Here is a 26577-nt window from a genome sequence, read left to right on the forward strand (position 1 = left end):
GAGCTGGCCGGATGGCCACGGCTGGACCGGGGCGGGCAAGCGTCTCGCGGTCACGGCCCGGCAGGAGCCGGGACTCCGGCTGCCGGCGCGTTCTCCGCCGCCTCGACCGCCGCGCCGGGTCGCTGGCCCGGGATGTGGTCGTCCACCACCGGCTTGCCCATCACCGCGGCGATGTGTTCCTGGAGCACCTTCCGCCGGGCCTCGAAGAAGGCGTCGAAGTCGTCGGCCCGCATCAGCCCGGGGTCCGCGAGGTGGGTCCTGACGCGTTGTTCGACGCCCTCCGGGCTGGTCTCGGCGGCCTTGGCGAGCCGCTGCAGGTATTCGGAGGGGGCGTGGCCGCCGATGATCCGGTTGGTGCGCGCCGTCAGCGGTGTCTTGTTGACGATGGAGTTGTAGACGGAGCGCTCGTACCCGTTCTTCTGGCACCACGTCTGGGGGAAGATGTGGTGGATGTCCATCGCCTCGTCGAAGTAGACGCTGACCTCGGCCTTTTCGCCGGTGCGCCAGTCCGCGGCACCCGCCTTGAGCAGGAGCGCGTAGATGCCCTTGTACGCGGCGCTCTGCCGGGTGCGCAGGGTGAGCAGGCGGCTGGCCGCGAACTGGGCCTGGGTGACCGTGCGAGGTTCCTGCGCAGAGCCGCGGATCCAGTCGACGACGTCGGGGAGGTCGAGGTTGAACCGGGTCTCGGTCGTTCCGCCGTACAGTTCGCCGAAGACTCCGCACCAGTACCAGCGGGCCAGTTTCTCCTGTGCGCCCGCGGTCTCCGCGTCCTTGCCGGCCAGGGCGAAGATCGCGGCCAGCGGGATCAGTTGCGTGCCGTACGGAAGGAACCGGGTGTCGAAGACGAACTGCTGGCGCAGGAACTTGGCGGCGGCCTTGAAACCGGCGACGACGCCGGGCGCGTAGCGCCGGTAGTCCTCCAGGCTCAGCACGAGCATGTCCTTGCGCTTGCAGCCGATGCGCGGCAGGCGCTCCTCCTCCGTCCCGGCCTCCTGCTCCCGGCGGCGTCGCTCGGCGGTGGCGAGGAGCGTGACCGCCTGGAGGAAGTCGGTGTTGGAGACGTCGCGCAGGATGGCGTACTCGGGTGCCTCCCAGGCGGAGCGGCACTCGTTCCAGTGGTGGCGCAGATCGAACTCGTCGGCGGCGTAGGTCGCCGTCAGCAACTCGAAGACGGTGAGGGTGACTCCGCCCGTGTTGACCTTCTCGAAGACCTGGCAGACGGCCTGGCGCGGGGTGCCCTTGCCGAGTTCGATGACCGGGAAGTGGTAGAGGTCGAAGGACCGGATGAAGCCGTCCCGGAAGCCGTACCAGAGCTCCATCGCCTCCGGTGCGAAGCCCCAGTGGCGGGCGAAGCCGTCGCCCCAGGAGTTGTCGAAGAGGGAGCGCATCGGGAAGACGCGGTGCCGGTACTCCGCCTCCCGTGTGGAGTAGTCCTCCAGGACCTCGCCCCGGAAGTTGACCACCTTGCGTGTGGGCGGGATGAAGCGGATCGCTTCCTCGCGGTCCTCGTTCTCGTCGAGTGCCTTGACCATGTCGACGTAGAACCAGCCGCTGACCCGGCGTTTGCGCTCGTCCTGGGTCTCCACGGGGCTGTCCATGGCGAGCGACTGGAAGAGGGAGGTGAGCCGTTGCTGGCCGTCGAGCACCAGCGACTCGGGCTGGACGTGGTCGCCGGGGGCCGCCCCCTCGATCGGCCGGTACTTGAACCGGACGTCTCCGCCGCCCTGGAGCAGCATCACGGTGCCGATGGGGTAGTTGAGGGAGACGGAGGCCAGCAGACTGGCGATGTTGGGCCAGGGCCAGACCCAGCCCCGCTGGAACTCGGGCAACTGGATCTTCCCCGCCTCGACCTGCCCCAGGAGATCCCGCAGGGGGCGCTTGTCGATGCTGAAGGTCTCGGTCGCCACATCTCCTCCTTGTGCAGGACGTACGTCCCATGGCTTGCCGTCCCTACACTGCCCGAGCCCCTGCCGTTCGGTCTCCTTCTTGGTCATTTCGGTGACTTCGGAGGCCCGGGGGACCACCGGTTGTCGACCTGGCGTTCGACCGGCTTGGTGATCGGCGGCTGCGGATCGCGGTACGGCGTCGCGGCGATCGGCTGCTCACGTCGCTGGACTGGGCCGGCGGACGGGTCCGGTGACCGAGGGCGGTCCGGTGACCGAGGGCGGTCCGGTGACCGAGGGCGGGTCCGGCGGCGGGCTCCGGCTCGGTTACCGGCCCCGCGGTCGCGCACGCCTGCTTGCCTGAAACGGCCATGCCCGCTTCAGAAGGGTCGCTGATGAACTGGTTCGCGAGGAGCAGGGTCGCCACTTCGGCGGGATCTTCGATCGGGGTGAGCGCGGTCGTGAGGGCAGCTGCCGAGGTGGACAGGCCAGAACAGCGGATCGTCGAGGTATGCCGTGCCCGGGACCAGGGGGCCGGCCCGGGACCAGGGGGCCGGCCCGGGACCAGGGGGCCGGCCCGGGACCAGGGGGCCGGCCCGGGACCAGGGGGCCGTCTTCGTATCCGGGGATCTTCAGCATCGGAGGATGGCGACAGACCCGCGCCTGGGCCTCCTGCGGTGTGAGACCCGGCCCGGTGGGAACCCCCAAGGGGAGGAGGGCCTGCACGGCCGTCGGCCGGCGAAGCAGTGAGCGCGACTCCGTCTGCGGTCCGGACTCATCGGCCCCGGGGCGGCGCCATCTTCCCTCCCGGAGAGAGTGTCACCATCATGACCAGCAACACCACGGTCCGCCCCCCACCCGCGCGAGCGTCCGGCAGTGACTTCGCCCGTCTGTCCCGGAAAATCGCCGATGCCGGGCTGATGGGGCGCCGTCCCGGCTACTACGCGCTGCGGATGACGATCGTGACCGGTCTCTACGCCGGCGGCTGGGCGGCCGTCGCGCTGCTCGGCGACAGTTGGTGGACCCTGGCGGTCGCCGCCTTCCTGGCCGTCGTGTTCGGCCAGGTCGCCCTGCTCGCGCACGACATGGCCCACCGCCAGGTGTTCCGCCGGCGCCGGGCCAGCGAGGTGTCCGGCCGGATGGCCGGTGCCGGTATCGGGATGGGCTACGGCTGGTGGCAGGACAAGCACACCCGCCACCACGCCAACCCCAACCACGAGGAACTCGACCCTGACCTCGACCCCGACCTGCTGGTCTGGTCCCAGGACCAGGCCCGGGCCGCCACCGGGCTTCCCCGCCTGATCGGCCGCTGGCAGGCGTTCCTGTTCTTCCCGCTCCTCACCCTGGAAGGCTTCAACCTCCACGTGTCGAGTGCGAGGGCGCTGGCCAATCGCTCGCTCAAGCACCGGGGGCTCGACGGGGCGCTGCTGTTCGGGCACTTCGCCGTCTATCTGGGCGTCCTGTTCTGGCTGCTGCCGCCCGGTATGGCGTTCGCCTTCCTCGCCGTCCACCAGTGCCTGTTCGGCGTCTACCTGGGCTCCCTCTTCGCGCCCAACCACAAGGGCATGCCGATCCTGAAGGGCGAGGACCGCCCGGACTTCCTGCGCCGCCAGGTGCTCACCTCGCGCAACGTCAGCGGCGGCCACCTCACCGACATCGCCCTGGGCGGGCTGAACCACCAGATCGAGCACCACCTGTTCCCCAGCATGCCCAGCCCCAACCTGCGCAAGGCCCGGACCATCGTCCGGCGCTACTGCGAGGAACTGGGGGTGGACTACGTGGAGACCGGACTGATCACCTCCTACCGGCTGGCCCTCGTCAGTCTCCATCAGGCGGGAGCACCGCTGCGTGACGGCGCCCGGGTCTCCTCGTAGGAGTTCCGCCGCGTGATGTCCGGGGTGCCTTCGCGGGCCCCGCCCCGGCCCTGGCGTGGTCACCCGCCCGCGGTGGTGGGGACCCGCGGGGGCCGGGGGCGGACCGCGTGGGTCTCATGGAGCACGGAGCCCGAGCCGGTGATCTCGATGATGCGGGTCAGGATCGGCGGCGGGTGGTGCAGTCGCAGGGTCGCTCCGTCCTCGGTGGCCAGCCATGACGCCGTGAGAAGGACGTTGAGTCCGCTGACGTCGCAGAAAGTGACGGCCGTGAGGTCGACGTCGGCGGTGCGGATGCCGTCGTGCAGGCACGCGGCGAGTGCCGTGAGCACGAGCGGGGCGGTGGTCCGGTCGATCTCGCCGGTGAGGATGACCCGCGCGCGGGTGGCCTGGTCCTGCCGGTGGACGTTCAGGCGTGGAAGGGGCATGGCTCCTCGGTTCGACGTGCGCAGCAGACGTCGGGGAGTGCGGCGTGGTGGGTGCCGGGTGGGCCGGTGCGGTCCGGGTCCGGCCCTCGGGCATGCCGCCGGTCCGCCGGCCGTCTGCCGCCGTTCCGCGTCGTGCGGTGGCGGTGGAGCGGCCGGTCGGACAACCGGGAGTGAGTGTCAGCGGGGACTGGGCGGTCGGCCGGGGCGGGGTCCGTCGTCGTGACGGTCGCGGTCGCCTGCGGGGGCGATCGCCGCGGCCCTGCCGTGGGCCTTCCGCGGAGCCGACGGGGCCGGACCGGGGGCAGGTATCCCGGAGCGGCCGTAGTGGAAGGCCGTGGCTCGGTCGCTGTGCTGCGCGTTGAGCAGGCGGATCAGGAGCGTCCCGAAGGCGATCAGTGCCAGGATCGCCACCACGGTCACGAAAGTCGCCATGGCCCTCACCTCCCCGTCGGAGGAGGCGCCACGGGGGCGGTGACGGCCGGGACCCCGCGACGAGCGGCCGGATCGCGGGCCTCATGGCCCCCTTCGGAGTCCCAGACCGCTTCCACGGCCCGGTCCGAGTCGGACGCCGTCCGCGCCACGCGCCGGTCGGTCACGGGCGCCGTCCGCGGGTGCGCCACCTCTGCCCTCGACGCCGCCTCATCCCCCGACGCCGCCCCTGACCTCGACGCCGCCTCTGCCATCAACCGGCTCGCGGTCGATGTGCCCAGGGGGTCGCTCGCGGCGGCCATCAGCCAGGCGGCCTCGGCGGGAGGTGTCTCCGGCGGGATGACCAGGAGGTTCCAGCGGCCCGCGCGGTACGAGAGCAACAGCAGCTCGTGCGGGTCCTGTTCGGCGAGGAACCAGCCCACCTTCACCGTGTGTCCGGCGACGGGCACCTTGCGCGGCACCACCGGCCAGTGGGTGGGATTCACCGTGATGCGGGTGATCCGGCCCCACTGCGGGTCCAGTACGGCCGCCAGGGCGGGGAGTTCGGCCCCGAGCTCGCGGGAGTGGGGCCACCACGCGCCGTCCAGCAGAGCCGGTGCCGGACCGGCGGGAGCCAGCGACAACCGGAGAGAGGACGAGGAGGAAGACGAGGGGAACGAGCGGTCGTCGGCCTCGGCTGTCGGCGGAAGGGAAATGGTCGCATTCATGACGCGGACCCTGCCCCCGGACCGGCCGAAACCGGCCCGGTGTATTCGATCGCCGAAAACGACACGAGCCTGGAAGCCGGTGCACGAAATATCCTCGGTGATTCGAGCCTACTCCTCGGACGGACCGAACGGACCGAACGGACCAGGCGGATCGGGCTGACAGGGCTGACAGGGCTGACAGGGCTGACCGAACGAGCCCGACCGACCTGTGCGGCCCCACGGCCCGCGGCACGGTCCGGCCCTCTCCTCAGGGAGTAGCGTGAAGGCATCGGGAGCTTTCACACATCGGCTCCGATGCCGGTGTCGCTCCCGGTGAGCGACGACACCGGGCCCCTGCCCCCGGCGGGAGCCCGGAGACGGGTCCGCGCCATGTCCGTGACCGACTTCCCTCCCCCGCTCCGGGCCGTCCCCTTCCGGGCCCCGACCGCGCGCCTGGCACTGCGGCCCGAGGACGCTCCCGCGGGGCGCGGCGGTCCGGACGGTGTGTGGTGGCCCCGTTCCCGTGACCTGCCTCGCGAGCTCTCCGCCCTGGCGGACGTGCTGGATCCGCTGTGGGGGCGGATCGACCGCGTCACGGTCGACCCCCGCCACTGGCAGGACATCCCGGCCCCGGTCGTCGTCAACGGCTATGCCGTGCAGGTCGGTCGGTTCGCTTCCGGGCCGGCTTCGCACGGGATCACGCTGCTCTCCTGCTCAGCGGGCCGCTGGAACCTCCTCGTGATCCCTCCGGAGACCGAGGCGTCTTCCGCCGCCCGGTTGATGGTCACCGTGAGCGCGTACACCGGCCCGTCGACGACCGGGCGTTCGTGACCCGCTCGGTGCGACGCCCCGGCCGTGGTCGTCGTGTCGGCCGTACGGGCGGGTGTCTCTCGGGGGACCATCGGGGTGGCGAGGTGCCGGCTCATCGGAGGCGGGCACGCCGGCGGTCTCCGAGGGGAGGCCGCCATGACGGAGGGCGGCGTGGTGGAGGATGCGGTGCCCGGTGCGCAGGGGCAGGGGCGGCCGCCTGCCGGGCCGGAGTTCTGGCGGCATGTCGTCGAGCAGCTGAGCACGGCCCTGATGGTGGTGGACCCGGCCGGACGGGTCCTCGCCGTCAACCCGGCCGCCGAACGGCTGTTGGACCGGGACGCCGCCACGGTGCTGGGGCAGGACGCGCACGAGTTGCTGCACCGGGAGGCGGACGGCGGCACGCTGTTGCGGGAGCAGTGCCCGCTGCTCCGGGCACTGGTCGAGGGAACCGTCTCGCGCGGGGAGGGTGACAGGTACCGGCGCGGAGACGGCCGTCTGATCACGATCTCCTGGTCCGCTTCCCCCCTGACGGACGGCGGCTCCTTGCGGGGCATGGCCGTGCTGTTCCACGACGTGACGGGCGACCGCAGCGCACGCCGGCAACGGGCGGCGTACACGAGTGCTCTGGAGGACCTCAACGAGCGGCTGACGCTGGTCGCGGAGATCACCGACGTGCTGGGCCAGACCCTGGAGACCGACGAGGCCCTGGCCCGGCTGGGCCGCCTGCTGGTGCCCCGCCTCGCCGACTGGGCGGCGGTGGACCTGCGGACCGGTTCGGGGGAGGTCCATCGGGTGGCCGTGACCGGACCCGTGGGCCGGGACGCCGGGCTGGAGGGCGGCCGCGAGCGCCTTCCGGAGACGGGGGAGACGGACCGCTCACCCCTCGTCCGGGTGCTGCACGGAGGTGATCCCGCGCTGCAGAACGAGCGGGACGAGGCGGAACCGGCGGAGCCGCCCGGCTCCGCCCTGGCCGCCCTCCACCGCGACTTCCTGCGGACGGTGCGCGCGACGTCCGCCCTCACGGTGCCGCTGGGTTCCCGGCAGCGGATCACCGGGGCCCTGACGCTGGCGCGCACCGACCCGGCCCACCCGTTCGACGCCGAGAACCTGGAAGTGGTGAGCGACATCGGCCGCCGGGTCGGCCTGGTCATCGACAACGCCCGCCGCTTCGGCCGGCAACGCGCCGTCGCCGAGGCCATGCAGCGCAACCTGCTGGCCCCGCCGCCGCAGCCCGGCCGTCTGCGGCTGGCGGCCCGCTACCAGCCCGCCCCGGCGGGGTCCCAGGTGGGCGGTGACTGGTACGACGCCTTCGAGCGGAAGGACGGCACGCTCGCACTCGTCATCGGCGACGTCGTGGGCCACGACCTGACCGCGGCGGCCGGGATGGCCCAACTGCACGGCATCCTGCGCTCCCTGGCCTGGGACCACGACGGCCCGCCCGGCGCCGTCGTCGACCGTCTCGACGAGGCCATGCCCGCCATCACCACCGTCCCCATGGCCACCCTCGTCCTCGCCCTGCTGGAGGGCAGCCCGCACACGGGGCCGTGGACGCTGCGGTGGACCAGCGCGGGGCATCCGCCGCCTCTGCTGCTGACCCGGGACGGACAGGGGCGTTACCTCGAAGCCGGGCAGGGGCTGCTCCTGGGCACGCCTCCGGGCACCGGCGGCGGCAGCCGGCCCAACGCCACGCTGCCCTTGCCGCCGGGTTCCACCCTGATCCTCTACACCGACGGCCTGGTCGAGATCCCCGGCAGCGACCTGGACACCGGCCTGGCCCATCTGCGTCGCCACGCCCTGGCCCTCGCCGACGCCCCGCTGGACACACTCTGCGATCACGTGCTCGCCCGGATGCCGCCGGGCAGCACCGATGACGTGGCTCTGCTCGCCCTGCGGCTGCCGATGCCGTGACGTGCCGCGGGCGACAAGGGCGGGGGTCGGCCGACGGCGGCCGACACGCATTCAGGCCCCGAGGAGCAGAACGCGCAGCGGGCTGCGCGCGGACGCGTACGTCCGGGGCGCGTCGCCTTCGGCGCACCGCTACCCCCAGGACCGCAGTGCCTCGGTGGTCCTGCTGTCGGAGCGTCTCACGAGCATGACGCCGAGTGCGGCACCGTGGTCGGTGAGCAACCGCTTCTGCAGGCGCCGGGCCAGGTTCCAGGGACGGTCCTGGTTCTGGCTGCGCACCCGGGGCGGGACGAGAATCACGGAGACGGCGAAGAGGCGGCCGGAGGCCGCGGTGCGCAGCAGGCTCCCGGGAAGGTGCCCGTCGAAGCCCTCCCACCAGGGCCCGTCGCCGCGTACGGGGAAGCCGTAGGCGCACCCGGTCAGCTCCGTGGACTCGGCGATCACCAGCTCGAATCCCGGGCGCCGCAGGTCCGCCGCCAGCCGTCGCAGGAAGGCGCTGCGGGCCTGGTTCCACGCCCAGGGTCCGCCGCCCGAGGTCCGCGCGTACAGGTCGCCCAGCTCTCCCGACCGGTCCTCGATCTGGCCTCGGGTCAACTCACGGACACGTTCGCCCGCGCGGGGCGACGCACCTCGCTCCGGCCGCGGCCGACGCTGCTTCGGTGTGCCGGGCCGGTGCGGCCGGGCAGGGTCCCCGGGGAGCTCGGTGGTGGTCGGCGGAACCGGGACATTCAGGGTCATGGGACCAGCCCTGCCCCGGGCGCGGGCGGGCCCGGCCCGGTGTCGTCGATCGCCGGGGGCGGCACCGGTCATCGGAGCCGGTGCGCAAGGAGCTCCCGGTGTCTCCACGGTACTCCCGGCCGCGCGGGCCCTGCGGTGGACGGCATGGGCCGACGGGAGCGGGGCGGTGAGGCGGGGCCATCGCCGCCGCGGGCCGGGGCCGTGCGGGGCGGCGGAGTACGGTGGACGTACTGAGGGCATGTCGCACACCGGCTTCCGCGCCGGTCTCGTCCTCGGCGCGACAACTCGCCGGAAGGCCCGCCGTACCGCGAGGTCTCCCGAGACAGGTCGGCATGATGCCCTCGGCCCAGGAGCCCGTCACCGTTCCCCCGCCGCGCCCCTCGGCGCCGGTGTCCTCCTCTCCGGCTCGTCCTTCCCGGGACTCCCGCCTTCGCACGGGCGGGGGGACCGGCGTGGGGCGGGACCCTCGTGCCGCCGGCCCACGGCCGGAACCGGACCCGCGCGGAACCGTTCTGCTGTTCTTCACCACCGGGGCCGTCGCCCCTTGGCACGGCGAGGCCGTGCGTCCGGCCGGCTGACCGGTGGGACGCGACCGCACCACCCCCGCCCGGCAGTACCTGTCGCGTGCCCCGTACCGGTCGACCGGCTCAGCTCGGCCCGCTCGGCGACCCGGGACCGCCGCGCCCGACCCCCAACCGGACGCTTCACCAGCCCGAAGGACTCGTCGTGACCGCCACTGCACCACCGTCGCCGCCCACCGGCCCGCACCTCCGTCTGCGCCTCGCACCCGACAGTGCGCTGCCACGCCGGCTCGACGGTGCGTGGTGGCCGCGCTCCTACGACCTCCTGGCGGAGCTGCCGCAGTTGCTCGCCGGTCTGCCGAGCGCCTGGGGTCACGTCACCGGCGTCACGGTGAACGGGGCGGCCTGGTCGGCGGCACCGGGCCGGATGCTCGTGTGCGACAGGGTCGTATGCCTGCGCCAGGCCGCCGGGCGGCATGCCCCGGACACCGTGGTCCTGCTCACCCCCGGCCACGGCCGCTGGGACCTTCTGGTCGTGCCGCCCGACACCACCGAGGAGGACGCCGAGCCGCTCATGACCACCGCGCTGGGTCACGGGACCTGAGGGCGGGTTTTTCCGGCGGCCGGTGAGGGCCGTCCCAGGGCCCCCTCGGAAGGCCCTCCTCGGAGGCCCCCCTCAGGGGGCCGTCCTCCCGGATCCGGTGTCGATGAGGATCTGTTCCGCCCCGGTGAGGTTGTCGGTCCGGACCGCCTGGGCCATGGCGGCGTGCGCGGCCTCGGGTGTCGCGTCCGGCGGGACCACCAGCAACGAGAGGATGTCCTCGTCCGCCCTGGTGATCAGGACGGTGTCGTCACCGACCGCGAACGAGTCGATGTGCACCACGCGGTCGTCGACGACGATCCGCGTCGGGAGCCCTTCCCAGGCCCCGGCGTCCAGCCCCACCCGGGCGACGGGTCCGAGGTGTGCGGTGAGCGCCCCGACCAGGGCGGGCAGCTCGGCACCGATGTCCCGGGACCGCGGCCACCACGCGCCGTCGAGGACGCCCTCGCGCGACTCGGTCGTCGCCAGCCGGAGCAGTGCGCTCCCCGGCCGCACGCCGGGGTGGCCGGGGAGCGGCACGGGGGGCGTCCCAGGGGGTGTGTCGGAGTCGACCATGATGAGCCGCCCGTCTTCGAGGTTCGGCGTGTCCCGGGAGCCTTGGCGGGGATCGGGAGCCTTGGCGGGGATCGGGAGGTGCCCTCACCACGCTACTCCGTGCGGCACGCGGAACGGGGGCCCGGCGCATTCGGGCGGGCGGCCTCCGCCCGGGGCCGGTGCCACGTTGACACGGATCGTCGCCGGACGTTGACTGGCGGCAGGGCGCAGGGCCGTGAAGGGCAGGGCCGGCCGGGTTCCGGCAGCCTGAAGCAGACCGCCGAGAAGACCGAGGGCGTCTTCGGGCGGCGACCCCATCTCCACGGGAACGGTGCACACGACGATGTACGACCAGACACGCGCCCAGCAACCGTCCGACCGGACCCCGGGCTCCGCCGGACGCCGCACCCAGGGACCGGAGCCGCTGCTCTCGTCCGACGAACGGGACAGGATCGCCCGGCGCCTCGGACACGCCGTCAACACCTTCGCCGACGCCCCCGACGAGGCCCTGACGGAGGCAGAGAGCGCCTTCGACGAAGCGACCGCGGCACTGGTCGACGCCCTGGCGGAACGGCGGCGCGTCCTGCGTGCGGCCTGGCAGGACCAGGACACCGAGGCCCGGTCCGCCGAACTCCGGATCGCCCTGCGGGAGTACCGGGAGATCACCGGGCGGCTGCTGCGCGCGTGAGCGGTGCGGCGTCGCGGCCGCGAACGACGTCCGACGGCCGCCGCCGCTCGTACGCTCCACGACGGCGGCCGTCCGAGGCTCCCCGCGCGGCCGGTTCCCCCTGCTCGGGCGCGCGATCGGGAGCCGTGTGCCCCGCATCGGACCGTGCGACGGCACGCGGGAGGTGACCGTGCCGGTCTCGCGACGAGGGGAAGCGGGTCGAGGCGAGCACGGACGCCGCCCGCGACGGGCGACGAAGCCGGCTGCTCGCGAAGGTTGCGAATCGATCCTTGCCCGGGGCTCGGGCACGGGCAGCCCTCGGGCTGCCGGACGGCGTGCGTTCCTGGCGGAACCTGTGCACGGCGAACTGCCGCAAGCCTAGGTGCACTTGCTCGGGAGGAGAAGTCTTCGGCGGATGTGGCCGGACACCGCCCCGTCCGTTTCCGGTTGGCGATCACGGGCCCGGGGCATCACGAGGGGGCAGGCCCGGCCGGACAGGACGTTCCGCGGCCGGGCGAGCGGTCACGGCCATGGTGGTCGGGTGACCCAGGAGGGGAAGTGATCCGCCATGCGTACGCATCGGCGTACCCATCGGCGTTCCGCACGAGTCGAGTACCACCTGCCGGACGAGGCCCAGTCGGCGCGCCGGGCAAGGAGGCTGACCGCACAGTTCCTGGCCCGGCCGGCCCTGCGAGCGGGGGGACTCGACGCCGGGCAGATCGGTGACGCGGCCCTCATCGTCTCCGAATTGGTCACCAACGCCACACGGCACGGGGGCAGTTGCCGCCTGTGCCTGCACGTGTCCGAGACCCAGGTGACCGTCGAGGTCTACGACGGCAGCCCCGGGCGGCCCGACGTACGGCCGCTGACGACGTGGGGTGAGAGCGGGCGGGGCCTCGCCATGGTGCGGTGCCTGGCACAGCGCCTCGACATCGCTCGCGTCGCCGGGGGCGGCAACAGGGTGCGCGCGGTGCTGGCCCTGTGACCTCTCCGGGCGGACCTCTCCGGGCGCCGCACGGCGGCCCGGCGGCGGTCAGACCGGTTCCGGTTGGGGTTCCGGACGGGGGGCGGGGGCCGGGGCCGGGTCCCAGCGTCGGGTCGTGCGGATGTAGCCGTAGATGACCGAGGTCATCGCCAGGACGAGGAGGGGGCCGGACATCTCCGGGTGGCGGGCCATCTCCATCGGCAGGTAGCGGTAGGAGAGCAGGAGCGCGACGAAGACGGTCGTGCCGTAGGCGACCAGCCGGATGCCCGGACGGTCCCAGCCGCGGTCGGCGCAGCGGACGGCCGCCTCGACCGTGAGGGCGAAGACGACGCCGGCGACGAGGTCCACGCCGTAGTGGTAGCCGAAGCCCAGGGTCGCGGTGAGCGTGGCGATCAGCCAGAACGTGCCCGCGAAGCGGAGGAGCCGGGGGGCCCGGCGGGTGTGGATGTAGATCGCCAGGGCCCAGGCCGTGTGCAGGCTGGGCATGCAGTTGCGCGGGGTGATGCCGTCGTAGGTCATCGGCAGCGGGGTGGTGAGCGGCGGCGGGGTGTGGGGCCAGAGGTCGGCCACCGCCCATTCCACGCCGCCGGTGCCGGAGGCGCCCGGGCCGTAGGCGAAGACGGGTCCGACGACCGGGAAGAGCATGTAGACGGCCGGGCCGAGGAGGCCGATCAGCAGGAACGTGCGGACCAGGTGGTGGCGCGGGAAGCGGCGTTCGGTGACGACGTGGCGCAGCTGGTAGCAGGCGACGACGATCGCGGCCACGGCCAGCTGGGCGTACACGAGCTGGGTGACGTGGGGGCCGATCGGGGCGGTGGCCCGGAGCATCCGGCCCACCAGCCACGACGGCTCGCCCAGCGCGTGGTCGGCGACGGCCACGTACTGGTCGAGGACCGTCGGGCGGGTCTTCGCGGTGATGAACAGCCAGGTGTCGCCGATCTTGCGGGCGGCCACCAGCAGCAGGCCCAGGCCCACGCCCTTGAGGAGCAGGACGCGTTCGGGGCCGGTGCGGCGGGTGAGGGCGACGACCGCCGTGCCCAGCATCACCCACAGCGCGCCCGTGCCGAAGGCGATGCCCTCGGGTATCTCGGCGCCGGCCGCCCAGCGGACGAGCGCCAGGACGGTGTCGACGCCGAGCGCCGTGCCGGCCGCGAGGAACCGCTGGCGCCAGGTCAGCACCACCATCATCAGCGCCAGACCGCCGTAGAGCGGGCCCGACTTGGGGGCGAGGACGAGGGCCGCCAGCTGGTTGGTGATCGGGCCGGGTTCGCCGTAGTGCCGGGAGGCGATCTCCAGGGCGACGAGGAAGGCGCACACCACCGCGCCCGCCGCGGCCCACAGCATCGCGCGCCCGTGGCGCCACGCGACCAACGAAGTCCTGCCGCTCATCCGCGAAGACACCCGCGATGCTCCAGTTTTTGATCCTTTGATGAGGTCGAACATGTTATCGGAGGACTGCCGCCGGGTGGCCGGAACGGTGGGAACGGCCGCTTCGACGCGAGGTGGACGGCCTGCGGCTTCCGCGGTCGATCATGAACCCAACAACTGCTACGATCCGGCCACTCACCTGGGGGGGTGTCCGAAACGCCGACTGCCGCAGGAGTCCGTCCTGCGCCGCGGCCGCGCGCATGCCTGCCCCGCCATGCCTACATTCCCGAAGAGGTCCTGCATGGGCAGACGCGCGCTCGTCCGAGGCGCCACCGCTGTCGCCGTTTCCTGCGCACTCGCCGTCGGCATCGGTTCGCTGAGCGCCGGCAGCGCGCACGGCGAGACGGTCGCCGGAGAGGTGGTCGTGCCGGCCACCACGGCAGCCGTCCCCTGGACGAGCCTGCTCAGCGCGGGGCCCTCGGGCTTCCTCCGCTACGAGCAGGGGCGCGGTCACCTGTGGACGAGCTACGCCGGCGCCGACACGGTCGTCGACGCGGCCGGCTGGGACTCGTACGGCACCACCGCCTCGGGCGCGGGCACGGACGTCGTCGCCCGGTACGACCAGTCGGCCCGGACCGTGACCCTGCGCGACATGGCCTCCGGCGAGGTCCGCGAGGTGGCGCTCCCCGAGGGGCACACGTACTACAGCACCCTCGGGTCGACGGTCGTCACGACCACGGGAAAGCCGGGCACGGACACGGTGCTGCACCTGCTGGACCCCGGCGAGGACGGCTCGGTCGCCGACCGCACGGTGACGGGCCTGCCCTCCGGCAGCTACCTGTGGCACTCGTCGCTGAGTGACGCGCGCGGGCAGATCGTGCGGTACCGCACGGGCGACGACGAGTTCACCGGCTGGCTCGACGTCGCGCAGGGGCGGCTGACGACGCTGCCGTACGCGGTGCAGGCCTGGTACTCCCTCGTCGCGCTGAGCTCCACCCACCTGGTGTGGTGGCACGACGGCACCCTGTTCACCGTCTCGCGCCAGGACCTGACGGCCGCCCCGACGAGCAGGCCGCTCGCCGATGTCGAGCAGGTGCTCGGCCTGGTCGGCGACACCGTGATCGTGTCCCGGTACGACGCGCCCTACGGCCGCAACAGCACCCACCTGCCGGTCTCCCGGGTCGACGCCGTCCCGCTCGACGGCTCCGCGTCCCGGACGATCCTGGCCCGCACCTCCCGGCAGGCCATGCCCACTCCGGACGGCGGGCTCCTGGTACCGGGCGGTGCCGACCCCGACCAGTGGGGCGTCTCCCTCGTCGAGCCCACCGACGGCGGCGGGGTCACCGTGCGCAGGGTCGCGGACGCCTCCCCCCGGCGGGCCGCCCACACGGTCTCCCGGCTGACCCTCGCCCAGGGGCGGCTGACCACCGTGGAGGAGGACCCCGCCGGGGAGTGGACCTATCTGCACGCCCGTGACACCGGGGCCACCGGCTCCCCCGCGGCGGGCACGCGCGTCAACCGGGGCCGCCTCGACCTGCTGCACTACGGGCAGGGCGGCCCGCGCCTGCTCGACACCGGCGACGGCCGGACGATCGTCTCCGGCTACGGCACGGAGACCGAGGCGCAGCCGCGCGTGCTCGGGCCCGCCCAGTCGATGCCCGGCACCCGGATCGACAGCTCCCGCGTCTACCAGACGGCGGCCGCGGCCAGTGGCCGGTTCGCCGCCCTGAGCGGACCGTGGGACAGCGCCGGGGTGGTCCAGACCCGGATCGTCGACCTCGACTCCGGGCGCACGGTGTACACGACGACGGAGCAGGTGCGGGCGCTGTGGGGCACCACGGCGTGGGTGTCGTCCGGCAAGAACGGCGTCGTCGCGGTCGATCTGCTGACTGGGCGTGAGGGCGAGTTCGTGTCGTTCGGGCGGGGCTGCCTGCTCAACGACTTCCAGGCGGTGGGCCGCTGGCTGCTGTGGAACTGCGTGCTGAACTCGGAGGGCATGGGCGTCTACGACACCGTCACCAAGCGGAACCAGACGCTCGTCTCCGGCCCCGACTGGGAGCAGGCGCAGCTCGGTGACGGCTTCGTCGCGACGGCCGAGGCCGGGCGGCTCAAGGTGATCGACGTGCGCGGCGAGACGCCCGTGGCGCACACCGCCGGGAACTTCGAGGGGCTGGGCCTGCAGTCCTGGGACGTCGACCCCTACACCGGCGTGATCGCGCAGCTCCGCTCCGACCACTCCGTGCGCCTGACCCCCAGCGGGGTCCCCGTCTCGCCCCTGGTGCAGCGGGACGCCACCGTCGCCGCCTCGGCGGACGTCAAGGGCGGTGCCGCGGCGTGGAGTCCGAAGTGGTGGCTGAACAAGCCGGCCGCCTCCTGGAAGCTGGTGATCGGCACGAAGGCCGGTACGGCCGTGCGCACCCTCACCGGCGGCCAGGCCCGCGGGGTGGTGGCCCCGGTGTGGAACGGCAAGGACGGCGCCGGCCGGCTGGTGCCCAACGGCGCCTACACCTGGACGCTGACCGTCACCCCCGCCGACGGGCAGGGCGCGGCGCTGACGAAGTCGGGCACGGTGAAGGTCACCGGCGCGGCCGCCGCGTGGCGGGACTTCGTGGGAGCGGACGGCTTCGGCGAGCTGCTGACGCTGAACGGCTCGGGCGGGCTGACGTACCAGTACGGCTCCGGCACCGGGGCGTTCACCGGCAGGACCACGGGCTCGGGGTGGCCGACGACCGTGAAGGCGGTGCCGTTCGGCGACCTGAACGGGGACCGGTGCAACGACGTGCTGGTGCGGTTCGGCAGTGGGGCGCTGCGTGCCTACCGGCCGGGGTGCGGCAAGGCGGTGACCCCGTCGACGGCGTACACCTCGCTGGGCACGTCCGGCTGGACCCAGTACGACGTGCTGACCTCGCCGGGGGACGTCAGCGGTGACGGGCGTGCGGACCTGGTCGCCCGCCACGCCACCACCGGGGACGTCTACCTCTACAAGGCGACGAGCACCGGCAAGCTCGCCACCCGGGTGAAGATCGCGTCCAAGTGGACGGGCTACAAGAAGGTCCTGGGCGCCGGCGACCTCAACGGCGACGGCCACGGCGACCTGCTCGCGCAGGACAAGTCGAACGAGCTGTGGCGCTACGACGGCACGGGCGCGGGCGGTTTCAAGGCCCGGGTGAAGGTGTTCAACGACTGGGGCGCGTCCTACGACTCGGTCGTGGGCGTCGGCGACCTGACCGGCGACGGCCGGGCCGACCTGGTCTCCCGCGACACCTCGGGCAACGCCTGGCGCAACAACGGTGACGGCAAGGGGTCCTTCGGCAGCCGCACGAAGATCGCGACCGGCTGGCAGGGGTACAAGGGGCTGTTCTGAGGGACGACTTCACCGCGGGCTCGCGCACCGGGTGACATGGGAACGCGGCAAGGGGGCATTCGGACAATCGAGCCGGACGTGAGACCACGGGCGGCTCGTTCGGTCCGTGTCATCGACAACTGGGAGTCTCCCATGACGAGTTACGGCAGTTCCCCTGCCGCGTCCTCCGGATCGCGCACCAACGGCATGGCGATCGCGAGCCTGTGCTGCGGCATCGTCGGGCTGTTCATCCTGAACATCATCCTCGGCCCGCTGGCCATCGTCTTCGGTGTCGTCGCCCGCCGTCAGGGTGCCGGGAACGGGGCCGGGATGGCGAAGGCCGGCATCATCCTCGGCATCGTCGCCGTGGTGCTGTGGCTCGTGATGCTGGCGGTCGCCAGCAGCAACGGCGGGTTCAGCTGGTACGTGGGCGGCTAGCGTCCGTCCGGGCGGACGACCGCGCGAGGAGCGCGAGCGGGTGGGCACCGGCAGGTCAGGGCCGGTGCCCACCCGCTGTGCTGTCCGCACTCCCTCCCTCGCCGGGTTCTCTGCCGCACCAGGGTGGTCACATACCCCCTGGGGGTATACATTGGGAGTCATGGACCACACCACGCACGACTCGGCACATCACGCGTCCCACGACGACGCCCGTGCGGGCGCCACCTGGGGCATGGCGGTCAAGGCGACCCTGCACTGCCTGACCGGCTGCGCCATCGGCGAGATCCTCGGCATGGTCATCGGGACCGCGCTGCTCTGGGGCAACGTCCCCACCATGGCGCTCGCGATCGCGCTGGCCTTCCTGTTCGGCTACTCCTTCACCCTGTTCGCGGTGGTGCGCGCCGGGCTGAGCCTCAAGGCCGCGATCAAGGTGGCGCTGGCCGCCGACACGGTCTCGATCGCCGTCATGGAGCTCGTCGACAACACGATCATCGCCCTGACCCCGGGCGCGATGGACGCCCATCTGTCCGACGGGCTGTTCTGGTCGGCGCTGCTCGGCGGGTTCGCGGTCGCCTTCCTGGTCACCACGCCGGTCAACAAGTGGATGATCGGGCGGGGCAAGGGGCACGCCGTGGTGCACGCCCACCACTGACGGGCGGGCGTCCCCCGCCCGGATACGGGCGGGGGGTATATTGCCCGTGTCGTCCACGACGGAGGTCCAGTCACCGTGGCCGTGAGCCGGTCCGTACGAGCGGCGGGCGCCCTCGGGCACCTGCTGCTCGTCGTCGTGCTCGCGCTCGGCGTGTTCGTCATGCACACCGTGGGCCACCCCACCGAGGCGCACGGCTCCGGGACGGGGCAGGCCTCGCACGGGGCGGCCGCCCTGACGCAGCCGGCGGCGGGGGAACGGCCCGCCGCCCACGGCTCCGAGGACCCGCCGCCGCACGCCGCTCCCGCCGGGCACGCGGGGCGCGTGGACACCGCTCCCGCCGGGCACGCGGGGCACGCGGCCTCCACCGACCGGCCCGTCGGCGCCGGGGACATGGCCACCCTGTGCGTGGCGGTCCTGCTCGCCGCATGGGTGCTGGCCGCCCTCGTCCGGTCGGCGCTGGCCCGGGACCCCGACGGGCCGGCGCGGCCGCGGGCCCAGAGGGGCGCGGTGGCGCGCCCCGACCCTCCGCCCCGCGGCCCCGATCTCACCCGGTTGTCGGTCCTCCGGCTGTAGGCCGAGACACCCTCGCGGGCGCGCTCCTCGCGCGGTCCCGCCGTCTCGCCCACCCGAGAACAGCCCGAAGACCAGACGACTCCGAGGTGAAAGACCACCATGACCGCCTTCACGCGCGCCCTGCGCCGTACCCCCGTCCGACGTGCCGCCGCGGCGGCCGCCCTCACGGCGGGAGCCCTGCTGCTGGCCGCCTGCGGCAGCGGCGACGACACGAGCGCGTCCCACCACGGCGGCACCGGCCCGTCGGCCACGGCCGACGCCGGTCCGGGCGCCGGATCCAGCGCCCCGGCCGGTGCGTTCAACGACGCCGACGTGCGGTTCGCGCAGCTGATGATCCCGCACCACGAGCAGGCCCTGGAGATGTCCCGGCTGGCCGACGGACGGGCCGCCGACGCGGAGATCGAGGACCTCGCCCGGAAGATCGAGCAGGCCCAGGACCCCGAGATCAGGACGATGAAGGGCTGGCTCACGGCCTGGGGCAGGCCCACCGCCGCGCCGTCCGAGCCCGGCACGGACCACGGCGGCGGTCACAGCGGCGACGGCATGATGAGCGCGGCCGACATGACCGAGCTCAAGGCCCTGAAGGGCGAGGCGTTCGACAAGGCCTTCGCCCAGCTGATGATCGACCACCACAACGGCGCGATCACCATGGCCGAGGACGAGCGGCGCGAGGGCGAGAACCCCGACGCCAAGAAGCTGGCGGGGGCCATCGTCAAGGGCCAGTCCGCCGAGGTCGAGCAGCTGAGGGGCATCCTCGATCGGCTCTGACCTGCGGTGCGGCGGCCGGACCCCGGGACGGTGACCCGGGGTCCGGCCCCGTCGCGCCCGTCAGGCCGCCGCCTCCACCGAGGCGCCTGCGGGAGCGGCGGCGGGGACGACGCGCCGGCGGCGGGCCGGGCCGAGGACCGGGTGGGCGACGCCCCAGGCCGCGCCCTTGCACACCAGTTCCTTGTAGCGGGCGGCGAACCGGCCGGTCAGGGCCGCGTCGACGGCCCGGTCGTCGGCGGTGACGTACTGGATCAGGCCTTCCGCGCGCCCCAGCGAGATGCACTGGTTGAAGTACCGGATCGACACGTTCGGGAGCTTTCCGCCGGTCAGGCGGGCCGCGATGGCGTCGGCGGCCTGCCAGGCCATGGGCACGCCCGAGGCGCAGGACATGCGCAGCGGCTTGCCGCCGGGTCCCGTCGCGAGGGCCGCGTCGCCGACGGCGTACACGTCCGGGTGCGAGAGCGAGCGCATGGTCCGGTCGACCAGGATCCGGCCGGTGTCGGTGACCTCCAGGGCGCTGGCCCGGGCGAGGGGGTGGACGGCGAAGCCCGTGGTCCACACGGTGACGGCGGCGGGCAGCGAGGTGCCGTCGGCGGTGGTGACGTGGCCGGCCGCGACGGAGGTGACCTCGGTGTGCTCGTGCACGGTGATGCCCAGCTTGTCGGTCACCTTCCGCAGGTGCCGGCGCCCCCGGGGCGACAGCCAGTCGCCGAGCCCGCCGCCCGCGGCGAGGGCGACGTCGAGGTCCGGCCGGGCCTCGGCGATCTCGGTCACGGCCTCCAGACCGGTGAGGCCGCCGCCGACCACGACGACGGGCTGCCCGGCGTCGAGGCGGGCCAGGCGCTCGCGCAGCCGGAGCGCTCCCGGACGCCCGGCGATCTCGTGGGCGTGCTCGGCGACACCGGGCACGCCTCCGTCGTTCCAGCCGCTGCCGAGCGCGTACACGAGGGTGTCGTACTCCAGCTCCTCGTACGCCGGCTCCACGGACTCCGGCTCCCCGGACGCCGGCCCGGACACCGGCCCCCCGGACGTGGCGGTGACGGTGACGGTCTTGCGCTCGACGTCGACGGCGGTGACCTTCGCCAGCTTCAGTGCGACGCCGGTGCCCCGGAACATCTCGCTGAAGGGCCGGGGCGTCAGGTCCTGGCCGACGGCGAGCTGGTGCATCCGGACGCGCTCGACGAAGTCGGGCTCGGCGTTGACGAGGGTGATGGCGACGTCGTCGCGGTGCAGCCGCCTGGCGAGGCGGCCGGCGGCGACGGCGCCGGTGTAGCCGGCGCCGAGGACGATGATGCGGTGCTGCATTTCCTGGCTCCTGTCGTCTGCGGATTCACCCCTTGAACCGGGTGGTCCGCCGTTCCCTGACAGAAGTACGGTGTGAAGCAGGTCACATCACGACGGGCGGCGTCAGAAGATCGTGACCAGGGGTTCGCCGTGGTCGGCGGCCGCCCACCGCCGGGTCGCGCGTTCCAGCTTGTCGGGGTTGACCTGGCTGCGGAACGCGGCGATGCCGTCGGCCGTGATCTCCAGGCTGATGACGCCGAAGACCCGGCCGTCGACGACCGCCAGGAGCGCGGGGCCGCCGTTGACCGTGGTCGCGTGGACGTCGACCGCGCCGCCGGCGATGGCGCGCTGGGCCTTGCCCGGCTTGAACATGCCCCGCAGGAACGTCGCGACCGCGAGGGCGCCCTCGAACGCCCGGGCGCGGGCCGGGACCTTGCCGCCGCCGTCGCCGATCGCCACGGCGTCCTCGGTGAGCAGCCGGACGAGCGGTTCGGTCCGACCGCTGGTGGCGGCGGCGAGGAACTCGTCGATGACGCGCCGCGCGGTGGCCCGGTCGACCTCCGCGCGGGCCTTGCCGGCCGCTACGTGCTGCTTGGCACGGTGGAAGATCTGCTGGCTGGCGGCCTCGGTGACGTCGAGGATCCCGGCGATCTCCCGGTGCGGGTATCCGAAGGCCTCCCGCAGCACGTACACCGCCCGCTCGTTGGGCGTCAGGCGCTCCAGCAGGGTGAGGACGGCGTAGGAGACCGAATCGCGCTGTTCGGCGGTGTCGGCGGGGCCGAGCATCGGGTCGCCGTCGAGCAGCGGCTCGGGGAGCCACTGGCCCACGTAGGTCTCGCGGCGGGCCCGGGCCGAGGTGAGCTGGTTGAGGCACAGGTTGGTGAGCACCTTCGTCAGCCAGGCCTCGGGCACCCGCACGCGCTCGACGTCGGCGGCCTGCCACCGCAGGAACGTCTCCTGCACGACGTCCTCGGCCTCGCTCGCCGAGCCGAGGAGCCGGTAGGCCATGGCCTCCAGGCGGGGCCTGAAGGCTTCGAACCGGTCCACGTCGTGCGCGGTCAGGGGCATGGTCCGGATCCTAACGCCCGCCCGCCGGCCGTCCGTCGTACGGCCCGGCGCCGGGACCGCCGTCGGGCCGCGTGCCGCCGGGGGCGAGGCGGCGGTAGGCGGCCCGGGCGTGCGCGACGCGGGACAGGGCCGTGCCGACCAGGGCGGCGGCGAGCAGGCAGGCGAGCCAGGTGGTGTCCCGGTGGCCGGCCCAGGTGAGGGTGCCCATGGGCGGGATGCCGAAGGCGTTGAGGAACAGCCAGCACAGCACGGCCGTGCCGGGAGCCGCCGTGAAACGGGCGCACAGCCCGAGCACGGCGGCGAGCAACGACAGCGCGCCCAGAACCAGTTCGGGCCGGCCGGGCCCGACCACACCGTTGAGGAGCGCCACGAGCACCAGCGCGCCGCCGAAGGCCCCGGCCCAGACCAGGGGCGTCGCCACGGGCTGGGGGACGGGCCTGACTCCGGCCCTCAGGGGCATCCACTCGATCATGCCGGCGGTTCCTTCCGCTCTCCTGCACAGGGATTGTGCCCCCGCCTCCGGTCCGCCGGGCGCGGCCGGGGGATATGCCGCCTTTGCCCGGTCGTCATCCGGCCGTTCCCGGCGTGCGGCCCCGCGGTCGCTCAACCACCGGCCGGGGCCGCACTCTTGAGGCTGTCCGGCGCGGGGGCGGTGGTGCGGCGGTCCAGGCGCCGGGCGAGGGGCTCGGTCCAGCGGGCGGCGAGCGGGCCGACGACGACCAGGATCAGGACGTAGGCGGTGGCCAGCGGGCCGACCCGCGGCTCGGCGCCGACGGCGAGCCCGGCGATGACGATGGAGAACTCGCCGCGCGCGACCAGGGTGCCGCCCGCGCGCCAGCGGCCCCGGGGCGAGATCCCGGCGCGGCGGGCCGCCCAGTACCCGGTGGCGATCTTCGTGAGGGTGGTGACGGCGGCGAGGGCGAGCGCGGGCACCAGCACGGGCGGGATGTCGGCCGGATCGGTATGCAGGCCGAAGAAGACGAAGAACACGGCGGCGAACAGGTCCCGCAGCGGGGTGAGAAGACTGCTGGCCCCCTCGGCGACCTCGCCGGACAGCGCGATGCCGACGAGGAACGCGCCGACGGCGGCGGAGACCTGCAACTGCTGGGCGAGGCCCGCCACCAGGAGGGTCAGGCCGAGCACGGCCAGCAGCAGCATCTCGGCGTTGTCCGAGGAGACCGCGCGGCTGACCAGACGGCCGTGCCGCAGCGCCACGTAGAGGACCGCGCCGACGGTGCCGAGGGAGACGAGCAGGGTGAGCGCGCCGCCCGCGAGGCTCACCCCGGCGAGCAGGGCCGTGAGGATGGGCAGGTAGACCGCCATGGCCAGGTCCTCCAGGACCAGCACGCCGAGCACGACGGGCGTTTCGCGGTTGCCGAGCCGGCGCAGGTCGCCCAGCACCTTGGCGATCACTCCGGAGGAGGAGATCCAGGTGACGCCGGCCAGGGCGACGGCGGCCACCGGGCCCCAGCCGAGCAGCAGCGCCATCGCGGCCCCCGGCAGGGCGTTGAGGACCAGGTCCACGGCACCGGAGGGGTACTGGGTCTTGAGGGTGGTGACGAGTTCGGAGGCGCTGTACTCGAGGCCGAGCAGGAGCAGCAGGAGGATGACGCCGATCTCGGCGCCGGTGGCGACGAAGTCCTCGCTGGCCCGCAGCGGCAGGATGCCGCCCTGGCCGAAGGCGAGTCCGGCGAGCAGGTAGAGGGGTATGGGCGAGAAGCCCACCCGTCCGGCGAGGCGTCCCAGCAGTCCCAGCGCGAGGATGATCGCGCCGAGTTCTATGAGCATGGCGGTGGTGTCGTGCACGGGCGTCTGACCTCCGGTGTCCGGGTCTGCGGCGTCTGTGCCTTGGCGGGTGCCGACGGCCGGGGCGTGGTGCGCCGGCCCGTCGTGAGGTGCGGGCGGGTGGGCGGCGGTGTCCGACACGGGCCGGTCACCGGGGCGGGTGCGGTGGGGCGGTGCGCGCCCCCGGGGCAGCCGGTGCGCGCGGCGGATCGTGGCGGGCGGGCCCGGGCGGCTTTCGGGGGTGGCCGGGCGGACCGTGGACGGGACGCTCGCGCTACGGTCCGGGTTGCCGCACGGGCGGTCCGGGCTGCCGCACGGGCGGTCCGGGCTGCCGCGCAGGCGGTCCGGGCCGTCGGGAGAGGTCCCGGGTCACGTGGTGGTGCCGTGGGTCACCGGCCTCGGCCGGCATCGGCTCCGGGGCGTCGCCTCGGCGAGGGTGAACCGCTCAGCCGGCGGTGCGGCCGGTATCAGGGACGCCGTCGCGGGCGGCGTTGCGGACGCGTACGCGAACCACTCGACGCATGTCACGCCCCCCTCGTCCCGGCCCGGGAACCGGGCGCCCCTTGTCCTGCGACGAGCGCGACCACGCTCATCAGAGCGTAAGAGCTCGGTAAAGGAGTTTAGCGCACACCCACAGGCGATCTTCGCAAACGCGTTCTGTCCGGACCTCGTCAGCCGGTCCCCGACCGGCCGGTCAGGACGTCGAGTTCGGCGGCGAAGAGGAGCTCCGGGTCGAAGCCCATGCCGGTGTAGTGGCCGGCGAGCTCCAGGGAGAGCACGCCGTGCATCCGGGTCCAGAAGGCCAGGGCGCGGCGGAGGGTGGCGGGCGGTGCGGGGTGGCCGGCCGCCCAGGCGCGGTGGGACGCGAGGTGCTCGTCGAACGGGGTCGCCGCGCCGTCCGGGGGCGCGGGCAGCGCGGCGCAGGCGTCCAGGAGGGTCGCCATGGTCTCGGCCGCGATCGCGGTGATGTCGTCGGGCGCGTGGTAGCCGGGCACGGGCGTGCCGTAGACGAGGAAGTAGCGGTGCGGATCGGCCAGGGCCCAGCCGCGCAGGGCGTGCGCGAGCGCGATCAGGTCGGGGCCGTGCTCCGCGGCGGCAGCCCGGAAGGTGTCGGCGAGGCTCCGGTACGCGTCCCTGACGAGCTCGGTGATCAGCTCGTCGCGCCCGCCGAAGTACCGGTACAGCGCCGGGCCGCTCATGCCCATCTGTTTCGCGATCGCGTTGAGGGAGAGCGCGGACGCGCCCGCCGCGGCGATCTGCTCCCACGCCCGCGCCTTGATCTCCGCGCGGACCTGGGCGCGGTAGCGCTCGCGCGGGCTCTTCGTGGCCTCCACCTCGGTCATGGTTAGAGGCTATCACTGAAGTTATTGACACTCGCCACACCAGCGGGTTACAACTTCTAACGAACACGAGAACCAGTCACCATCACGTCAGCGGAGGCGTCATGAACACCGAAGAACTCGTCGAGGTCGTACTGCCGGGCAAGGTCGAGCCCGAGGGGCTGGAGATCCGCCACGGCGCCGTCCCCGCCCCCGGTCCCGGCCGGCTCGTGATCCGCACGGAGGCGACCGGCGTCTCCTTCGCCGAGCAGCAGATGCGCCGCGGCCGCTACTACGACCAGCCGCCGTTCCCGTTCGTCCCCGGTTACGACCTCGTCGGCAGGGTGGTGGCGGCCGGCGAGGGCGTGGAGCCCGGTCTCGTCGGCACCCGGGTCGCCGCGCTCGTCAAGGTCGGCGGCTGGGCCAGCCACGTGCCGGTCGACGCGGCCGACGTGGTCCCGGTGCCCGAGGGGATCGACGCGGCGGAGGCGGAGACCCTCGTCGTCAACGGCGTCACCGCCTGGCAGATGCTGCACCGCAAGGCCCGCGTCCGCGCGGGACAGACGGTCGTGGTGCACGGCGCCAACGGCGGTGTCGGCTCCGTCCTGGTCCAGCTCGCCCTGGCCGCCGGCGCCCGGGTGATCGGCACGGCCTCCGCGCGCCACCACGACGCCCTGCGCGCGCAGGGGGTGGTCCCCGTCGACTACCGCGCGCCCGGCCTCGCCGCCCGGATCCGCGCGCTCGCCCCCGCCGGGGTGGACGCCGTCTTCGACCACGTCGGCGGCAGCGGCATCGTCGACTCCTGGCGCCTCCTCGCCCCCGGCGGCACGCTCGTCTCCTACGGCAGCGCCTCCACCCGGGACGCCGAAGGGTCCAAGCAGTGGCCCGTGCTCAAACTGCTGCTGCGGGTGTGGCTGTGGCACGCGCTGCCCAACCGGCGCCGCGCCTTCTTCTTCAACGTCTGGGCCGGCCGGGCCCTGGCCGAGGACCGCTTCCGCGCCCGGCTCCGCACCGACCTCGGCCAGGTCTTCGCCGCCCTGCAGCGGGGCGAGGTCACGGCCCGGATCGCCGCGCGCCTGCCCCTCACGCGGGTCGCGGACGCCGTACGGCTGGCCGAGTCCGGCACCGTCAACGGCAAGGTCGTCCTCATCCCGTAGCGGCCTCCGCGGCACACCGTCCCGCCCGGCACCTCACCACCCCGAGAGGAACACCATGTCCGCCACCGGCACCTCCCCCGCCTCGCGCTCCCGCGCCCGCACGGCCGTGCTCACCGCCGCCCTCACCCTCGCCACCGCCCTCGCGGGCACCGTCCCGGCCGCCGCCCGGGCCACTCCCGCACACCAGGACGGCACGGCCCGGTGCGCGGGGCGTGGCGTGGACCGCGACGCCCTCATCCGCTACGAGTCCGACACCGTCATCAGGGCGTCCCTGCGCACGGTGTGGAAACTGCAGACCGACGTGGAGCGCTGGCCGGCCTGGCAGCCGCCGGTCACCTCCGCCGAACGCCTCGACGCCGGGCGGCTGCGCGAGGGCTCCCGCTTCCACTGGACGACCCCCGCCCCGGCCACCCCGACCACTCCCGCCACCACCCTGGCCATCACCTCCACCGTCCGCGCCCTGCGCCCCCACGACTGCGTCCTGTGGAGCGGCCCCGCGATCGGCGAGGGGCTGCGCATCGACCGGGGCGTCCACCTGTGGACGTTCCGCGAGGTCCCGGGAGGTGTACGGGTCCACACCGAGGAGACCTGGACCGGCCCCCAGGTCGAGGCGGACGTCCCGACGGCGACGGCGGCGCTCGGAGCGGGCCTGGAGGCGTGGTTGCGGGACCTGAGGACGACGGCCGAGGCGCGGGAGCGGCCCGTTACCGTGTCCGTCAGCCGGTAGCCGCCGGCCGACGGCCGGCCGTCGGCACGGATCGGCA

General features: G+C 73.7%; 25 protein-coding genes. 13 read left to right on the top strand and 12 right to left on the bottom strand.

Annotated features, from left to right (window positions below):
* Positions 1-50 precede the first annotated feature (50 nt).
* Positions 51-1907, bottom strand: a complete 1857-nt coding sequence (locus ACIGAQ_RS21410) for a DUF262 domain-containing protein (protein WP_362276235.1) — start codon at positions 1905-1907, stop codon at positions 51-53.
* Between the two features lie 803 nt (positions 1908-2710).
* On the opposite strand from ACIGAQ_RS21410, the gene ACIGAQ_RS21415 reads away from it, so the two are divergent.
* Positions 2711-3757: an acyl-CoA desaturase gene (locus ACIGAQ_RS21415; protein WP_362276229.1), complete on the top strand. Its 1047-nt coding sequence runs from the start codon at positions 2711-2713 to the stop codon at positions 3755-3757.
* Between the two features lie 59 nt (positions 3758-3816).
* Here the strand turns inward: ACIGAQ_RS21415 and ACIGAQ_RS21420 are convergent, their stop codons facing one another.
* From ACIGAQ_RS21420 to ACIGAQ_RS21430, 3 genes are all read right to left on the bottom strand, one after another.
* Entirely contained in the window at positions 3817-4182 is a 366-nt protein-coding gene (locus ACIGAQ_RS21420) for an STAS domain-containing protein (protein ID WP_362276226.1), read from the bottom strand.
* Between the two features lie 177 nt (positions 4183-4359).
* Positions 4360-4614 carry a hypothetical protein gene (locus ACIGAQ_RS21425; protein ID WP_362276223.1) on the bottom strand — a complete coding sequence of 85 codons (255 nt, stop codon included), beginning with the start codon at positions 4612-4614 and terminating at the stop codon, positions 4360-4362.
* Between the two features lie 5 nt (positions 4615-4619).
* Positions 4620-5318 carry a DUF5994 family protein gene (locus ACIGAQ_RS21430; protein ID WP_362276220.1) on the bottom strand — a complete coding sequence of 233 codons (699 nt, stop codon included), beginning with the start codon at positions 5316-5318 and terminating at the stop codon, positions 4620-4622.
* A gap of 369 nt (positions 5319-5687) precedes the next feature.
* Here ACIGAQ_RS21430 and ACIGAQ_RS21435 point away from each other — a divergent pair, with 369 nt between their 5' ends.
* Both ACIGAQ_RS21435 and ACIGAQ_RS21440 read left to right on the top strand, forming a co-directional pair.
* Positions 5688-6128 carry a DUF5994 family protein gene (locus tag ACIGAQ_RS21435; protein WP_362276218.1) on the top strand — a complete coding sequence of 147 codons (441 nt, stop codon included), beginning with the start codon at positions 5688-5690 and terminating at the stop codon, positions 6126-6128.
* A 135-nt stretch (positions 6129-6263) separates the two neighbouring features.
* Complete coding sequence (locus ACIGAQ_RS21440; RefSeq protein WP_399785026.1) at positions 6264-8015, top strand: SpoIIE family protein phosphatase; 1752 nt, start codon at positions 6264-6266, stop codon at positions 8013-8015.
* A 129-nt stretch (positions 8016-8144) separates the two neighbouring features.
* Here ACIGAQ_RS21440 and ACIGAQ_RS21445 read toward each other — a convergent pair whose 3' ends face one another.
* On the bottom strand, positions 8145-8606 hold the full coding sequence (locus ACIGAQ_RS21445; RefSeq protein WP_399785029.1) for a hypothetical protein: 462 nt from the start codon (positions 8604-8606) through the stop codon (positions 8145-8147).
* Positions 8607-9476: 870 nt separating this feature from the next.
* On the opposite strand from ACIGAQ_RS21445, the gene ACIGAQ_RS21450 reads away from it, so the two are divergent.
* A complete protein-coding gene (locus ACIGAQ_RS21450) occupies positions 9477-9875 on the top strand; it encodes a DUF5994 family protein (protein WP_399785032.1) in 399 nt (132 codons plus the stop codon).
* Between the two features lie 72 nt (positions 9876-9947).
* Here the strand turns inward: ACIGAQ_RS21450 and ACIGAQ_RS21455 are convergent, their stop codons facing one another.
* A complete protein-coding gene (locus ACIGAQ_RS21455) occupies positions 9948-10427 on the bottom strand; it encodes a DUF5994 family protein (RefSeq protein ID WP_399785035.1) in 480 nt (159 codons plus the stop codon).
* A gap of 322 nt (positions 10428-10749) precedes the next feature.
* Here ACIGAQ_RS21455 and ACIGAQ_RS21460 point away from each other — a divergent pair, with 322 nt between their 5' ends.
* Positions 10750-11094, top strand: a complete 345-nt coding sequence (locus ACIGAQ_RS21460; RefSeq protein ID WP_362276205.1) for a hypothetical protein — start codon at positions 10750-10752, stop codon at positions 11092-11094.
* Positions 11095-11641: 547 nt separating this feature from the next.
* On the top strand, positions 11642-12058 hold the full coding sequence (locus tag ACIGAQ_RS21465) for an ATP-binding protein (protein ID WP_399785039.1): 417 nt from the start codon (positions 11642-11644) through the stop codon (positions 12056-12058).
* Positions 12059-12106: 48 nt separating this feature from the next.
* Here ACIGAQ_RS21465 and ACIGAQ_RS21470 read toward each other — a convergent pair whose 3' ends face one another.
* Positions 12107-13447 (bottom strand): phosphatase PAP2 family protein, encoded by a 1341-nt coding sequence (locus ACIGAQ_RS21470; RefSeq protein ID WP_399785042.1) that lies wholly within the window; start codon positions 13445-13447, stop codon positions 12107-12109.
* Between the two features lie 280 nt (positions 13448-13727).
* Here ACIGAQ_RS21470 and ACIGAQ_RS21475 point away from each other — a divergent pair, with 280 nt between their 5' ends.
* From ACIGAQ_RS21475 to ACIGAQ_RS21495, 5 genes are all read left to right on the top strand, one after another.
* Complete coding sequence (locus tag ACIGAQ_RS21475; protein ID WP_399785044.1) at positions 13728-16790, top strand: FG-GAP-like repeat-containing protein; 3063 nt, start codon at positions 13728-13730, stop codon at positions 16788-16790.
* Between the two features lie 132 nt (positions 16791-16922).
* Positions 16923-17207 (top strand): DUF4190 domain-containing protein, encoded by a 285-nt coding sequence (locus ACIGAQ_RS21480; protein ID WP_094054577.1) that lies wholly within the window; start codon positions 16923-16925, stop codon positions 17205-17207.
* 160 nt (positions 17208-17367) lie between these two features.
* Complete coding sequence (locus ACIGAQ_RS21485) at positions 17368-17859, top strand: DUF4396 domain-containing protein (protein ID WP_362276197.1); 492 nt, start codon at positions 17368-17370, stop codon at positions 17857-17859.
* 75 nt (positions 17860-17934) lie between these two features.
* Positions 17935-18432, top strand: a complete 498-nt coding sequence (locus ACIGAQ_RS21490; protein WP_362276195.1) for a hypothetical protein — start codon at positions 17935-17937, stop codon at positions 18430-18432.
* 99 nt (positions 18433-18531) lie between these two features.
* The gene (locus ACIGAQ_RS21495) at positions 18532-19200 is read left to right on the top strand and encodes a DUF305 domain-containing protein (protein WP_399785048.1); all 669 of its coding nucleotides are present in this window, start codon (positions 18532-18534) and stop codon (positions 19198-19200) included.
* 60 nt (positions 19201-19260) lie between these two features.
* Here ACIGAQ_RS21495 and ACIGAQ_RS21500 read toward each other — a convergent pair whose 3' ends face one another.
* The 5 genes from ACIGAQ_RS21500 to ACIGAQ_RS21520 form a co-directional block, all read right to left on the bottom strand.
* Positions 19261-20505, bottom strand: a complete 1245-nt coding sequence (locus ACIGAQ_RS21500; protein WP_399785051.1) for an NAD(P)/FAD-dependent oxidoreductase — start codon at positions 20503-20505, stop codon at positions 19261-19263.
* 102 nt (positions 20506-20607) lie between these two features.
* Positions 20608-21552, bottom strand: coding sequence for an RNA polymerase sigma-70 factor (locus ACIGAQ_RS21505; protein WP_311682353.1), 945 nt, complete (start codon positions 21550-21552; stop codon positions 20608-20610).
* Between the two features lie 10 nt (positions 21553-21562).
* Positions 21563-22024 carry a hypothetical protein gene (locus tag ACIGAQ_RS21510; protein ID WP_311682355.1) on the bottom strand — a complete coding sequence of 154 codons (462 nt, stop codon included), beginning with the start codon at positions 22022-22024 and terminating at the stop codon, positions 21563-21565.
* 131 nt (positions 22025-22155) lie between these two features.
* Entirely contained in the window at positions 22156-23358 is a 1203-nt protein-coding gene (locus ACIGAQ_RS21515; RefSeq protein ID WP_362276187.1) for a cation:proton antiporter, read from the bottom strand.
* A gap of 650 nt (positions 23359-24008) precedes the next feature.
* The gene (locus tag ACIGAQ_RS21520; RefSeq protein ID WP_399785056.1) at positions 24009-24680 is read right to left on the bottom strand and encodes a TetR/AcrR family transcriptional regulator; all 672 of its coding nucleotides are present in this window, start codon (positions 24678-24680) and stop codon (positions 24009-24011) included.
* Between the two features lie 101 nt (positions 24681-24781).
* On the opposite strand from ACIGAQ_RS21520, the gene ACIGAQ_RS21525 reads away from it, so the two are divergent.
* Positions 24782-25813, top strand: coding sequence for a medium chain dehydrogenase/reductase family protein (locus ACIGAQ_RS21525; RefSeq protein WP_311682360.1), 1032 nt, complete (start codon positions 24782-24784; stop codon positions 25811-25813).
* A gap of 55 nt (positions 25814-25868) precedes the next feature.
* Positions 25869-26540: an SRPBCC family protein gene (locus ACIGAQ_RS21530; RefSeq protein ID WP_399785060.1), complete on the top strand. Its 672-nt coding sequence runs from the start codon at positions 25869-25871 to the stop codon at positions 26538-26540.
* Positions 26541-26577 lie beyond the last annotated feature (37 nt).

It is taken from the genome of Streptomyces sp. NPDC085932 (genome assembly GCF_044540525.1).
Lineage (GTDB): Bacteria > Actinomycetota > Actinomycetes > Streptomycetales > Streptomycetaceae > Streptomyces > Streptomyces levis.

What these genes read in the sequence shown, in the direction of transcription:
- ACIGAQ_RS21415 (WP_362276229.1), top strand. Translation starts at nt 2,711, where the DNA reads ATGACCAGCAACACCACGGTCCGCCCCCCACCCGCGCGAGCGTCCGGC.
- ACIGAQ_RS21420 (WP_362276226.1), bottom strand. Translation starts at nt 4,182, where the DNA reads ATGCCCCTTCCACGCCTGAACGTCCACCGGCAGGACCAGGCCACCCGC.
- ACIGAQ_RS21425 (WP_362276223.1), bottom strand. Translation starts at nt 4,614, where the DNA reads ATGGCGACTTTCGTGACCGTGGTGGCGATCCTGGCACTGATCGCCTTC.
- ACIGAQ_RS21430 (WP_362276220.1), bottom strand. Translation starts at nt 5,318, where the DNA reads ATGAATGCGACCATTTCCCTTCCGCCGACAGCCGAGGCCGACGACCGC.
- ACIGAQ_RS21435 (WP_362276218.1), top strand. Translation starts at nt 5,688, where the DNA reads ATGTCCGTGACCGACTTCCCTCCCCCGCTCCGGGCCGTCCCCTTCCGG.
- ACIGAQ_RS21440 (WP_399785026.1), top strand. Translation starts at nt 6,264, where the DNA reads ATGACGGAGGGCGGCGTGGTGGAGGATGCGGTGCCCGGTGCGCAGGGG.
- ACIGAQ_RS21455 (WP_399785035.1), bottom strand. Translation starts at nt 10,427, where the DNA reads ATGGTCGACTCCGACACACCCCCTGGGACGCCCCCCGTGCCGCTCCCC.
- ACIGAQ_RS21460 (WP_362276205.1), top strand. Translation starts at nt 10,750, where the DNA reads ATGTACGACCAGACACGCGCCCAGCAACCGTCCGACCGGACCCCGGGC.
- ACIGAQ_RS21465 (WP_399785039.1), top strand. Translation starts at nt 11,642, where the DNA reads ATGCGTACGCATCGGCGTACCCATCGGCGTTCCGCACGAGTCGAGTAC.
- ACIGAQ_RS21470 (WP_399785042.1), bottom strand. Translation starts at nt 13,447, where the DNA reads ATGAGCGGCAGGACTTCGTTGGTCGCGTGGCGCCACGGGCGCGCGATG.
- ACIGAQ_RS21475 (WP_399785044.1), top strand. Translation starts at nt 13,728, where the DNA reads ATGGGCAGACGCGCGCTCGTCCGAGGCGCCACCGCTGTCGCCGTTTCC.
- ACIGAQ_RS21480 (WP_094054577.1), top strand. Translation starts at nt 16,923, where the DNA reads ATGACGAGTTACGGCAGTTCCCCTGCCGCGTCCTCCGGATCGCGCACC.
- ACIGAQ_RS21485 (WP_362276197.1), top strand. Translation starts at nt 17,368, where the DNA reads ATGGACCACACCACGCACGACTCGGCACATCACGCGTCCCACGACGAC.
- ACIGAQ_RS21495 (WP_399785048.1), top strand. Translation starts at nt 18,532, where the DNA reads ATGACCGCCTTCACGCGCGCCCTGCGCCGTACCCCCGTCCGACGTGCC.
- ACIGAQ_RS21500 (WP_399785051.1), bottom strand. Translation starts at nt 20,505, where the DNA reads ATGCAGCACCGCATCATCGTCCTCGGCGCCGGCTACACCGGCGCCGTC.
- ACIGAQ_RS21505 (WP_311682353.1), bottom strand. Translation starts at nt 21,552, where the DNA reads ATGCCCCTGACCGCGCACGACGTGGACCGGTTCGAAGCCTTCAGGCCC.
- ACIGAQ_RS21510 (WP_311682355.1), bottom strand. Translation starts at nt 22,024, where the DNA reads ATGATCGAGTGGATGCCCCTGAGGGCCGGAGTCAGGCCCGTCCCCCAG.
- ACIGAQ_RS21520 (WP_399785056.1), bottom strand. Translation starts at nt 24,680, where the DNA reads ATGACCGAGGTGGAGGCCACGAAGAGCCCGCGCGAGCGCTACCGCGCC.
- ACIGAQ_RS21525 (WP_311682360.1), top strand. Translation starts at nt 24,782, where the DNA reads ATGAACACCGAAGAACTCGTCGAGGTCGTACTGCCGGGCAAGGTCGAG.
- ACIGAQ_RS21530 (WP_399785060.1), top strand. Translation starts at nt 25,869, where the DNA reads ATGTCCGCCACCGGCACCTCCCCCGCCTCGCGCTCCCGCGCCCGCACG.